Source organism: Micromonospora inaquosa (assembly GCF_003857055.1).
GTDB classification, from domain to species: Bacteria; Actinomycetota; Actinomycetes; order Mycobacteriales; family Micromonosporaceae; genus Micromonospora; species Micromonospora inaquosa.
Genome location: NZ_QGSZ01000147.1, coordinates 18,602 through 30,809 on the forward strand (window position 1 = coordinate 18,602; position 12,208 = coordinate 30,809).

Here is a 12,208-nt window from a genome sequence, read left to right on the forward strand (position 1 = left end):
ATTTTTCAACGCGCGCTCATCGGTCGTAAACGGATGCCGCGTGGAGTTGTCCACTGAACGCCCGTCACGCAACGTCATCGACCGGGCATCCCGGTCAGTCGCACAACCGTTAAGGCATCCGACCATCAAGAGTCGCCTGCCCCGGTGCAGCCTTGCACGTCAAGCCGTACCTGTCTCTGCACGGGATCCGGTACGCCGACAGCAGCCTGATACCGCTGAGCAGCAACGAAATCCGTCGCCTGTTCGCTTACCTCGTTTCGACCATCCCTCGCAGAGGGCCACAACCTGCACTGGTCTCACTTCCGCAGTGTTAGCCCACCTGCGGGCTCTCGAGTAGCAAGTGCGACTCTTTCGTCGTTTGTCGCGCGGGCGTGGCGCCTGTTGACATCACTCGCTGTGGCTCGCCCGTTAGGCGGGGCCGGGCTGGCGGCGGGTCCGTCGCCTGGCGATCCCCGGTCGGCGAGGGTAGTCCGGCGGAAGGTATCGGTAGACCGATCGCAGTGACTTGCCGATCCTCTCGGCGAGCAGTTCAGGGTCCAGGTTTGGCTCCTTGTGCAGCCAGTAGGCCACTGCCTGCGCGGTTCCCCGGGGCACTTCCGACTCTTCGTCGTCGCTGGCGTCGTCGACGGCAGCACCCTGATCGCCGCGGTCCGCCTCCTCGTCGGCGTTCGCTCCGAGGACGTCCTTGTCGTCCATGGTCCTGTCTGCCGGGCCCGCGACGCCCGGATCGTCCTGGGATAGAGCTTCAAGCGGGCCAGCATCGCGGCTCTCGGCGATCTGCTGGTGGCTCCTCGGCGCCGGCGCAAGGTTCTCCGCTGGCTCTGGTTTCGGCTCCTGCCGGTTATCGCGAGGCGTGTCCGCCACCGACGCGTTGGTCGCTCGCGGCGGGGAGGGGGCGGGCTCAGGTGCCGGTGGTGCGTCGGCGAGGCGCTCTCGCCTGAACCAGTGACGGCGGTGACGGAATCTATGAGCCGTCATGATCCGCTCCGGCGCGAGGTCAGCGGCCAGGAGCGTAGTCAGCCCGTTGTAGTCGGCGGTGGCCGCGAGGCGTGCGGCGATCTCGTCCAGGTCGTACACGTGCACGGCGATGTCGGCGGTGGTGGGGTCTACGGCGGTTCTGATCTTGCGATGGAGGACCTTGGCGATCGCGGTGTCGCGGCGTCGGCGGGCGATCGCGGTGCGGGCCACGGCGAGGGACTCGTACAGGTCGAGGCCGTCGGCTTTGGCGATGGACCGCGCCCGGGAGGTGACGATGGGGTGGCAGATCCAGTGCCCGAACGCCTCGTAGGCGGGGGGTGTGGGTGGCAGGCCCCCGGTGACGCGTAGTCGGTCGCGGCGCTGGTTGCCGGCGTGCATCAGCCAGACGAGGTATCCGAGGGCCGACATGCCCGCGTAGAAGCCGCCAGCTAGGTGGTCGGGGTGAGCGGCCCAGTTGAAGGTGACGGCTCCGGCGGCGATCGCTGCGGACAGCAGGCGTGATCCGATCGCCCGCTCACCGAGCCGGCGTCGTACGTCGGCGTTGGTCATCACGACCACGCCGCCCAGTTCGAGCGCCGCGACGGCCGGGACCGCGACGGCCACCGGGACGCCGAGTGTTTGGACGGCGCCGGTGACTTGTCCAACGAGGGCGACCAGCAGCACCAGGACGTAGAACACCTGGCGTATCCAGGCGGCCTGCCGGACTGCTGTGGCCAGGTCGGCGTCCACCGCGTCGAGGGTCGTCGGGGACGAAGTTTGCCGGTGCGTCGACCCGCCTTGAGGGCTGCTGGCGGGCTCAGGGTGGCCGATGAGTACGGCTGCTCGCAGGGGCCGATCGGTGCCGTTGCGGTCCCAGCCTGTCGCCTGCGGGCCGTCGCCGCCGCTGTTGGGCTGATCGTGGAGGCTGCTACGACGTGTGTCGGGTGCCGTCGAAGGGTCCGGCGTCATGGGTGAAGTCCGTTGTAGTGAGAGTCGGTCTTCCCGGTGGGCTTCTGCCGGCGCAGGTCGTCGATGAGTTGGTCGGCGAGTCTGAGGGTGTCCTCGCTGGGTTCGGCGTCGATCTCGTCGAGGCGCAGGGTGAGGGCTCGGCGTAGGGAGCGGATCTGCTCGAGGTGTCCGAGTGCGGCGTGGGCGCGCATCGCTTGCTGGTAGGTGGCTTCGGCGTACGGGTCGTGGCGCATGGCGGCTTCGAGGAGGGCTAGGGCTTGTGTCGGGTCGGGGGTAGCGGCGGCGAGGGCGAGGTGGGCGTCGAGGGCTTGGCGGCGGATGCCCTCGCGGTATGCCTCGATCCATTCGTAGTCGAAGCCGTCGGCGAGTGTGCCGTCGTAGGCGTTGACGGCGCGCTGGAGTGCGGCGGTGCGGTCGGTGTCGGTGGTGGCGAGGGCGGCGTCGCGCAGTGCGGTGCGCATGCGCCACAGGTCGGTGTCGAGGGCGTCGCGGTTGAGGGCGTAGCGGCGGGACGGGTGAGTGAGGTAGGTGGCGGGTCCTCCGGTGAGGAGGAGGGTTTTGCGTAGTGCGGATACGTAGGTGTGCAGGCGGTGTGGTGCCTTCGAGGCGGGGGCGTCGGGCAGCAGGTCGTCGAGGATGTTGTCCTGTGCTGCCTCGCCGTCTTGAACGATGAGGTAGACCAGCAGTTCGAGGGCTTTCGCGCGCAGCGGCGTGGTCGTGTCCATGTCCACGATGCGGGCCCCGCCGAGCACTCGAACGTCGACGCGTCCGCCGGTGGTGCAAGGCCGGTCGTCGCCCGCCGGATGCAGTTCATCTCCGGCGGGATCGCGGCGCTCGTGCAGGTGTGCAGCGGCGGAATGCTCCGGTGTGGGGTTCGGCTCAGGCGCGGCGCCGACCAGCCTGTCGGGGCCGCCCATGTCAGTGTGTTTGGGCAAGTCGGTGATGACCGCGCTGGCTGCGGCCGGCCGTGGTCCCTGACCTATGACAGGGCGCGGCGGTGAGGTCGATGCCGGTGCGCACGGCTCGCTGCGCTGCACTTCGGCGAGAAGGTCGGCTCTCTGGGACGGGGTAAGGACGTTGAGGCGACCGGCGTTGGCGGGGCGCGGGTCGGGCTGCGGGGCAGCCTCGTTGTCGCTCGGGGGTGTCGAACTGCTGTTTTCGTCGAGGTGCCTGCCGATTGCGGGTAGTGGTATGCGCTGCGCGGATGCCGGCGGTTGAGGCTCGCCGGTATGGGACTCGGCGAGGAGCCGTAGCAGTTCGGTGGTCTCGCTGCGGTTGATGACGCTCAGGCGGCCGACGGCGGAAGGACAGCTGTGCTGTTTCGCGTCGTGCTTAATGATGCTGGTGGAGCCGTCTTCGGCGACGAGGATGGTGTCGCCATCGGGCCAGGCGCCGAGCAGGACGCCGTGGATGTCGAGTCGGTGTCCTTGCGTGAGCAGTGCGGCGATGCGGGTGCGCTCATGAGCAGCGGTGGGGGCGGCGATCAGCACGGTCGGCGGTACGGGCTCGGCGATCGGGTCTCGGTCCCGCAGGTCGGCGATCGTGTCGACCTCGTAGTCGCGGCACATGCGTGCGCGGTGCAGCGTCTGCTCCTCGATCAGCGTCAGGGCGTCGCTGAGTCCGCTGGTGATGGTCATCCGCGGGGTGTCCGCCAGTGTGGTTGTGGTGGTGTCTAACAGCGTGGCGAGGGTGTCGGAGGCGATGACAACGTGGTGGCGGCTATCGGGGTCATCTGGTCCGCCGGCGGCGAGGGCGGACACCAGCACGCCTCGGGCCGCTGCCTCGGCTCCGGGCCCGATCAGACCGAGTCCCGCAGACGGACACACCTCGATCAGCGGGCGGGTCGGCGCGGGTATAGGCGGCTGCGACTCGTGCGCCGTGAGCTTGGAGGTGTCGTCGTCGGCCGCGTCTGCCGGGCCCGAGTCAGTGTCCACGACGGGTTCGTCGAGCGGAGGGTCGAGGTCGGGGCGAGGGTCAGGAATCGTCTTCGTGCTCGGTGTCAGGGCCCGTAGGCCGCGACGGATCCGGGTGACCACCGCCGGCATCGGTTCGACGCTCGGGTCGTCGAGGTGTGGGCGCGCGGTGGGTTGTCGGGGGGTGTAGCGGCGGCGGCGGTGTGCCCAAACGAGGGCGACCACGGCGAGGACTGCGGTGGCGAGTCCCATGTCGAGCCAGCTACCCGTGCCGAGCGACACACCGGGCTGAGGTCGCGGCGTTGGGGCGGTTCGGTCGTCGGCGGTGCGAGTGGTGGGCGTGGCAGCCGGTCCCGACGCCGAAGCATGGTCGGTTGGCGCAGATGTGGGCGCTGGCGCGGACTCCACGACGCCGTCGTCGGTGCCCGTTCCGGTCGGGCTGCTGGACGATCCTGAGGGAGCTGATGTCGTCGGCGTTGGGGCAGGCGCCGGTTGGGGCGAGGGGCGTGGTGCTTCGACCGTGGGAGGTAGTCGCAGTGTCCAGCCCGGGTAGATGAGGTCAGGGTCGCGAAGTGTCCCACCGGTGTGGGGGAAGCGAGTGCCACGGTTGGCGATGAAGATTTCGGGCCAGCGATCCGCGTCGCCGAGACGGTCCTGGGCGATGCGGGACAGCGTGTCGCCGCGCCGCACCGTGTAGGTGTGCTTGGCCTGGTCCCTGCCGTTGGCTGGTGAGGTGGTCTGGTCGTCGGCTTGGGCACGCGCGGTGGCTGCTGGGCCCTGCGGTGCATGGGTCGTCTCCGCGGCGGCGGTGGTGGTGGTCGCGCTGGCGTGGGCGGGTGTCGCGGTGGCCGCCGTGCTGACGGCGGTCGCTCCCAGGACAGCCGCCGTGATGCCCTGCAGCGGCCCGGGCATGTGCAGCCGTGGCAGTCGCCGTGACATCCGGGCGGCCTGGGCGTACAGGCGGGTCGTGATGGCGGCGGCCAGCAGTCCCCACAGCAGCCACGCCGCGAGGTAGGCGATGCCGGCGAGGAAGCCGCCGCTGAGGGGCTCCTCGACCCAGCCGCGGAGCAGGGGCGTCCACGAACCCTGCGGGCGTGGCCACCTGCCGACGCGGACGAGTGTGACCGGGACAGCGACGACCAGCAGCGTGGCCGCCGACGTGTGAGCGGCCGAAGCGACCCTGGACGTCATCGCCCCTCCCTTGCTGCGGTGTGCGGGCCCCGGACGCCGACCGGCACCGAGCTGGCTTGGCGGCGCCGTGAAACGTTGGCCGCGAATCGACCGTAGGGCGAGCGGCAGAAGACGACGCGGTTCCGCTGGCTGACAGGACCTCACACGACCTCACACGACCTCACAACCCCAGCTCACAGGCAGTCGAGGGGAGTCGAGGCGGTGCGACCGGCGGCCTCTGCTGAGGCCAAGACGCGCCTATTAGCAGGACGAGCTGGCTGCCTTGGACCGAGCACGGGGGCAGCCGAAAGCGGAAACGGAGTCGAAAGCGCACGGCGGTAGCCCAGTTCGGGCTTTCCCGAGCCGAGTTACCCGTGCGCTCGGAGCGGGCGGCGTTACCGGGTGGGGATGACGGGATGGTCCCTGAGCGTGGCTGTCGTGAGAGCCGTCTCGGTGGGGAGGTCGCCCGCTGCGGCGAGACGACGGGCGTAATCCTTCCGCAGGTGGTCGGCCGCGTCGTGGTCGCCGAGGGTGATGAGTGCGCTGACTGCGCGGGTGTGCAGGTCGGCGTTGTATGGGTCGATGCGGATGCCGGCCTGCAGCCATGCCAGGGCTTCACGGGCGTCAGGGCTGGCGCTGGCGAGAGCCGCGTGTGCGTCGATGACGTGCCGGCGGGTCGTCTCGCGGATCGGGTCGAGCCAGGGCCAGGTCCGTCGGGCGGCGAGGTCGCCGGGGTAGGCGTCGATGACGGCCTTCCAGGTCGTCGCGTCGGTGGCGACGGCGGTGGTGGCGTCGCGGACCGCGTGGTGGAAGCGCCACAGGTCGACGGTGACGCCGCTGGGGTCGAGGCGGTACCGGTCGTCGCTGTGCTCGATGAGGGTCACCCCTGCCGTGGACCGGATGGTGGCCCGGAGGTCGCTGAGGGTGGTGTAGAGGCGGCCGGTAAGCGAGCGGCGGGGCAGGCCCGGCCAGATAGCGTCGGTCAGCTGTCGGGTGTCGGCTCCGTCGGGGTGGGCGGCGAGGAACACGAGGACCTGGAGCGCAGCGGTACGCCGGATCTCCACCGGGTGGCCGTCCAGCAGCAGTGTCGGTTCGCCCAGCACGCGAAGCTGAAGGCGTCGTGTGTCGTTGCCGGAGCGGACGAGGTGGTCCTGGGCGGCGGCGTCCCACTGCGGGGACCGGCCTGCCAGGGAGGGGTGGCGCGACCGGCCGGAGGTGCCAGGCTGTGGCGGTGCCGGGTCGGGGTGGGCGATGACGGTGAGCAGGTCGGTGGCCGTGACCGGGGTAAGGACGCACATCCGTGGCCCGGCGGGCCCGCTGCCGTCCTGGTGGTGGGTGCGCCCGGACGGGTTGACCTGCCATGTCTGGCCTGCCGGGAACCGTCCAAGCACGGCCACCGCGGCGGAGGTAATGGCCAGAGTCGCCAGGGTCTCGGCGTTGTCCGTAGCGGACGCCGCATCGACGATGAGAGTTGGTCCGGGTGAGCCGGAGCCGTCCTGGGTGTCTCGTTGTGCCTGGTCTCCGCCGAGGCCACGACCAGGGTGGTCTCTGGAGAAGAACCCCGTTGCCTGCCCGAGGTTGTCGATGACGGCCAGCCCTGGCAGGCGCGGACCCAGCGTTTCGGCGGTGGGGCCGAGCAACCCGGCCAGGACGGATCGGGTGACGACCACGGACACTGCCGGGTGATGACGCCCAGCTAGGAGGTTGGTGACGAGCAGGCCTCGCGCCGCGTCCTGCGCCCCCAGCCCGGTGAGACCGACCCCAGCTCGGGGGAAAGCTCCGCTAACGGTTGGCCGGTCGAGCAGCGACGAGCCCGCCGATGCGGCGCCGGGTTCGCTAGGTGGTGGCGTCGGATCGGCGAGGGCGGCTTGCACGGCCGCCACTGTCGGGGGCATCGGCGCCAGGTCCGTGTCCTCGCGGCTCGGTGGACCGGGCGGGCGGGGCCGGTAGGAGCGGCGGCGGCGTAGCCACACCAGCGCCGCCGCGGCGCTGACCTGCTCCGCCACGTCGCGCGGCAGCCAGCCACCGGCGACGCTGATCCCTGCGTCGGCCAGGACGTCGCCGTCTGGTGGCGTCAGGTTGCCGGCCTCATCCAGGGTTCCTGCCGCTATCGGCTGCGTGGGCGGCGATGGCGGTGCGGTGATCGCGTGGGAGCTGACGCCGAGGACGGCTGCACCGGCGATGCCACCGGCGGTGGCTTGCAGGGGTGTCGGTAGCGGCATGCGCCGCAGCCACGACACGGTCGCGCTCAGGCGGGTCAGCACCCGAATCGTGACCGTGTAGGCGAGCAGGAGCCACACCAGCCAGGCCGCGATGGTCAGCGCGGCGGTGAGGGTCTGTTCGGTCAGCGGGTTCTGCACCCACTCGCGGGCCTGCGCGGCGGTCGGCCACCCTTGTATGGGTGCTCCGACCAGTGACAGCAGCACGATCGGAGGGCCGGCCAGAAGGGTGAGGACGAACAGCAGCGACATCAGCTGCCGCGGCCACCGCATGTCACCCGCCTCCACCCGGTGACATGTCCGCCCGAACCGGGCCAGTGGGCGGTGCGGTGCGGGCGGGCGGTGCGGGGCGCAGGACACGGGTCCAGAGCCGAGTAGCCCACCAGGTCGCGACGGCGATGGCGTAGATGACGCCGAGCATGCCGGCGGCCCGTCTACTGACGATCGCCGCGAAAATCACCGCTAGCGGGGCGGCGAGGATGAGGCGGAACATCAAAGGTGTCACCACTGCCATGACCACGGCGACGCCGAGGAGGAGACCGCCGACGCGGCCGGCAATGTCGATCCACAGGATCCGGTCCGGCCACCGGTCGGCGGTCAGGGAATACTGGATCAACCCCATACCGAGGGTGGCGGCGACGATGGATCCGCTCGGCGCGGCCAGCAACGCCGACCAGCCGCCGTGCGGGGCACGCCACTGCCGGGCGGCGACGACCGCCATCGCCACGGCCATCACCGACACCGGCGCGATCGGCCACAGCGCCCACTTCAGGTACGGGCCGACGGGCACACCGAAGTATTGGCTGGTGACCACCGCGTACAGGCCAGCGATCGCCGCGCCGAGGGACACTGCGGCGAGGATCCCGACGCTGACCCTTCCCCCTTCGGTTCGGGTGCCGGGGGTGGGGCTGCGGGCGGCGATCAGTGAGCCGAGGACCGTGCCCGCGGCCAGGCACGCCAGCAGGGCCATCACGGCCGCCATCGTGAACTCGCCCCAGTTCACACTGACCGAGTAGTACACACCGAGCACCCCATGCTCCTCGGCGGTCAGGAGGCACTGCCAGATCAGGGCGAGCGACGCGAAGCCGGGTACCGCGATCGCCGCCGCTCGGCGCACGGGCGGCACCGGCACCTCCACCCGCTCGACCGTTGCGGTATCGACGGCGCCGACGTCAGCGGCGCCCCTGGCCGCGACCAGCCACGGCTCGGGCACGACTATGGGTGCGGCGCCTGTGTGCTCGGCGATCGCCGCCGCTAGGTGCGGTAGCTGGGCGCTGCCGCCCACACAGTAGATACCGGCGAGGTCGCCGACCGTGAGCTCAGCGGCGGCAACTGTCTCCTGGATCAACTGCGCCACGCGCCACGCCACCGGCCGGACGGCCTCATCGAGCATCGCGCTGCTCGCTATCACCGGCGGCCGGTCCGGGAGCGGAACCGTGACAGCCGGATGGCTCACCAACGCTTCCTTGGCCACCCGAACACTGTCCGCCACCGACGCGCGCAACGCAGCGTGGCCCTCTCCCGCGGACGCGCCGATGAGGGCGTCGGCAAGCGCGTGATCAACTGCCGCGCCGCCGGCCGCCGCGTCAGCGAGAGTCGCGAGGACCTCAAACCCGGCCGGCCCTCGGCGCAGCACCGTCACCTCCGCGCCAGCGCCCACATCACACACGACGAGGAACGCACCGACCGGCACCCGCACACCGGTGGTGAGCAGGTACTCGGCGACTGCCACCGGGGCCTCCACCAGACGCGGTTGCGGCAAGCCCGCTCGGTGCGCGACCTGCCGCATCCAGGTCCGCCGCCGTGGCCCCCACCCCGCCGGGACTACCACCCGCACATCCCGTACCGGCTGACCGACGACCCGCTCGGCTTCGGCGGCGACCCGGCGCAGCGGCGACGCCGCCGCCTCCAGCGCGTCGCCGCCAGCGTCACCTGTTGTCGCGTCCTCCACCGGATGGCGCGGGCCCGGAATGAACGCTGCGGGCTGCCCCGCCGCCTGTCCGTTCGCGGGCATAGATGACGCGCTGTGTAGGGGTGGATTCCCGTCGAATGACAGCACGTGCGCGCTGCCGTCGGCCCACGCCAGGACGGCTTGGGTGCCGGCGCCGCCACAGTCGATCGACAACCGCGCTTCCCCCGACCCCATGTCCATAGTCAAACATGAGGATCACATTCACGTCACCTGTCAATCACTCACCGACAGCAGAGGCCAGCCGAAACCGCACCAGCGTCACCGTCCGCCGAACCGCCGACGAATCTCCTCGAGGAATCCTCGTGGTCAGGCCGTCTCCCGCCTGCGTGCCTCTTGCCAACGACACCAACACGCATTGGATGGAACCGTGAAGCCCTCGAACACACCCGCCCACCCCACCGACGGCATCGCCCGCACATGGACTCGTACAGTCCTGACAACCGAACCCGCCGACCACGACACCGCCGAAGCCGCAGCCCACGCCGCCTACCGCACCGCAGGCAAGCCCGAGCCCACACAGTTCATCTGGTGCCCGTCTCCCTGGGCCGCACTCGAGCTCATCAGGAGTTTCCTCGAAGAAGGGCAGGCTCCACTCGTCAATGCCGTGCGTCGCGCGGTGTTGAACCAGGCGTTGTCCGCAGCCCGCACCCCACTCATCGATCGAGCCAGCGACACTGACCGTTTCAGCGCCTTCGGCGAGTTCCACTCCCACTTCGAACGCAAGGGGTTCTACGGCGAGCAACGCTACGACGGCATGGACGAGCGCTACGACCTGATGGAGCGCCCCTACCGGTGCCCACCGGTCCTGCCGTCCGAGCGATCGGCGCTGCGGCCCGTGCTTCACGCCGTGCACCAGACCTACCGGCACGTCCTCAGCCCTGCGTGGTCGGCGATCGACCGCGCGATCAGCGCCGATTACACGCTCCAACCGGCCTGGTACTGGTCCGACGAGCACGGGCTCGTCGACCAGAACGACGAGGCCCGTGCCGTCGTCCGCTACAGCACACCCGGGCTCAACGACCGATTCTTCGACCCGGCCTGGTGCTTCTACCCCGACCTCATGGTCATGGCGGCCATCGACACCTACCGCAGAGTCTTCGATACGGACCCCGGCGCCGCCTGGCAGGGCTGCCGCGACGTCGCGCTCACCAGCGGACCCTGGTGGCCCTTCCCCGAAACCGTGGTCATGAGCGAGCGACCCACCCTGCTCACACTCGACGAGCAGGACCGTCTCCATGCCGACGACGGGCCAGCTATGCAATGGCCCGACGGTCACCACGTGTGGGCCCATGACGGCGTTCTCATCGACCCGCCTCGCTCGGGGTCGTCAACGAGCGGCGCATGATCCCAGAAGCCCGTATTGATCAGCTGGATATCCACAGGCACCTGAGTTGTCCACAGCTAATGCGATCAGGCATTGATCGGCTGGACCACCACTGCTGAAGTACCTCCGCGGGGACGACGCCACGTCCCATCCAGCGACGAAGGAGCGCAGCCATGACCCGGGGTGGACGCAGCCGATCACGGCGCACCGACAGGCCGACACCACTGGAGCACCTCGCCGGTGTCACCGGCCTGATCGGCGCGACGGCCGCCCTCATCGGCGCCGTCGCCGGGCTGCTGACAGCCGCCGCCACACTGACGGTGAATCGCTGATGCCCGCCGTCGAGGCATGGCTGCTCGGCGGCCCTGCCGACGGCCGTTTCACCCACGTTGAGGTTGACGACGACGGGTCCCTTCCGCAGGCCATCGTTCTGCCGCAGAGCGGCGCCTACCTCGGTGCCCGCGATCATCCCAGCCCGCCGGTGCAGCACCGCTACCTGCGCTGCGCCGGCGAGGTCGACCCGCCGACCTTCCGCTACGACGGCCCTGTCCCCCAGGACCAGTGAGGTCGGCGTGGGCTGCCGACCGACTTAAGCCGCGGCGGCCCGTGTTCCGACCAGAGAACGACACCACCCCATCCCGGCCGTCCCACTACCCAACATCATCCGCTTATCGAACGCTTGTACGATTCACTGGTGGAGGATGTGGCGGCGCGCTGGTGGAACGGGATCTGGGGTCGCCTGGGCCGCCGAGACGTGTGGCTCACCCGCGAGGTCCGGTGGAAGGTCACCGCCCGAGCCGGCGACAGCGAGACCGGCCGAGTGCTGCGGTGGGAGTTCGACACCGAAGACGAGGCACTCGCCATGGTCAAGCGTCTGCTCACCGCCGACGCGGGCGGCCAGTGGCGCAAGCAATCCGGCGACAGCCAGCCGCCACAGCAGACCTAGCACCCGGCTTCGGTCTGCGCCTCGAGGCGCAGACCGAAGCCGGATCACGCTCAGGAGCTACAGGTGTTGAGCATGCTTTGCAGGGCGGACTTCTCCGACGACTGCAGGGTCAAGCTCCAGCTGTACTTCACGGTGATCCACATCTTGCTGTAGGTGCACCGGTACGACGACAGAGGCGGCTGCCAGGTGGAGGGGTCCTGATCGCCCTTGGACTGGTTGACGTTATCCGTCACCGCGATCAGCTGCGGCCGGGTGAGGTCGTTGGCGAAGCTCTGCCGGCGGCTGGTCGTCCACGAGTTGGCCCCGGAGCGCCACGCCTCGGCGAGGGGGACGACGTGGTCGATGTCGACGTCGGAGGCCGCCGTCCACGTGGCGCCGTCGTACGGGCTGTACCAGCGGCCGGAGGTGGCGGCGCAGGCGCTGTCGACGACGACGGAGGTGCCGTCGCGTTTGAGGACCTGCTCGCGGGTGTTGCAGCTGCCGCTGATCGTGATCCAGTGCGGGAACAGGTCCCTTGAGTAGCCGCTGGTCGAGCCTTGGGTTGCCACGGTCAGGGCGTTGAGCTGCGACTGGGCCGTGGCCTTCGACGGGATCCCGGGAGGTGTGGCCGACGCGGGCTGCGCGCTGATGCCGACCAGGGCGGCGACGGCGACGGCGATGACTGCGGCGGCCTGGCGCGTGGTGCGTGGGAAACGGGCAGAGACTTGGGTTACCCGCATGGGGGCCTCCTCGGTACTG

At 70.1% G+C, this 12,208-nt stretch carries 9 protein-coding genes; 4 read left to right on the forward strand and 5 right to left on the reverse strand.

Features of this window, described 5'->3' with window-relative positions:
* Positions 1 to 408: 408 nt before the first annotated feature.
* The 4 genes from DLJ59_RS06235 to DLJ59_RS06255 all read right to left on the reverse strand — a co-directional run bounded on the left by DLJ59_RS06235 (position 409) and on the right by DLJ59_RS06255 (position 9,242).
* Complete coding sequence (locus DLJ59_RS06235; RefSeq protein ID WP_244235851.1) at positions 409 to 1,707, reverse strand: hypothetical protein; 1,299 nt, start codon at positions 1,705 to 1,707, stop codon at positions 409 to 411.
* 215 nt (positions 1,708 to 1,922) lie between these two features.
* Positions 1,923 to 5,030 (reverse strand): BTAD domain-containing putative transcriptional regulator, encoded by a 3,108-nt coding sequence (locus DLJ59_RS37230; RefSeq protein WP_244235852.1) that lies wholly within the window; start codon positions 5,028 to 5,030, stop codon positions 1,923 to 1,925.
* A 374-nt stretch (positions 5,031 to 5,404) separates the two neighbouring features.
* Positions 5,405 to 7,501, reverse strand: a complete 2,097-nt coding sequence (locus tag DLJ59_RS06250; protein WP_124771550.1) for an AfsR/SARP family transcriptional regulator — start codon at positions 7,499 to 7,501, stop codon at positions 5,405 to 5,407.
* Between the two features lies 1 nt (position 7,502).
* Entirely contained in the window at positions 7,503 to 9,242 is a 1,740-nt protein-coding gene (locus DLJ59_RS06255) for an Hsp70 family protein (protein WP_244235853.1), read from the reverse strand.
* A gap of 82 nt (positions 9,243 to 9,324) precedes the next feature.
* On the opposite strand from DLJ59_RS06255, the gene DLJ59_RS06260 reads away from it, so the two are divergent.
* The 4 genes from DLJ59_RS06260 to DLJ59_RS06270 all read left to right on the forward strand — a co-directional run bounded on the left by DLJ59_RS06260 (position 9,325) and on the right by DLJ59_RS06270 (position 11,470).
* Positions 9,325 to 10,545 (forward strand): DUF6745 domain-containing protein, encoded by a 1,221-nt coding sequence (locus tag DLJ59_RS06260; protein WP_167493822.1) that lies wholly within the window; start codon positions 9,325 to 9,327, stop codon positions 10,543 to 10,545.
* Between the two features lie 152 nt (positions 10,546 to 10,697).
* Complete coding sequence (locus tag DLJ59_RS36245; protein ID WP_158630790.1) at positions 10,698 to 10,856, forward strand: hypothetical protein; 159 nt, start codon at positions 10,698 to 10,700, stop codon at positions 10,854 to 10,856.
* The gene (locus DLJ59_RS06265; protein WP_124771553.1) at positions 10,856 to 11,089 is read left to right on the forward strand and encodes a hypothetical protein; all 234 of its coding nucleotides are present in this window, start codon (positions 10,856 to 10,858) and stop codon (positions 11,087 to 11,089) included. The genes DLJ59_RS36245 and DLJ59_RS06265 overlap by 1 nt, the downstream gene beginning before the upstream one ends.
* Positions 11,090 to 11,218: 129 nt before the next feature.
* Positions 11,219 to 11,470, forward strand: coding sequence for a hypothetical protein (locus DLJ59_RS06270; RefSeq protein ID WP_124771554.1), 252 nt, complete (start codon positions 11,219 to 11,221; stop codon positions 11,468 to 11,470).
* A gap of 50 nt (positions 11,471 to 11,520) precedes the next feature.
* Here DLJ59_RS06270 and DLJ59_RS06275 read toward each other — a convergent pair whose 3' ends face one another.
* Positions 11,521 to 12,189 carry an HNH endonuclease family protein gene (locus tag DLJ59_RS06275; RefSeq protein ID WP_124771555.1) on the reverse strand — a complete coding sequence of 223 codons (669 nt, stop codon included), beginning with the start codon at positions 12,187 to 12,189 and terminating at the stop codon, positions 11,521 to 11,523.
* Between the last annotated feature and the right edge of the window lie 19 nt (positions 12,190 to 12,208).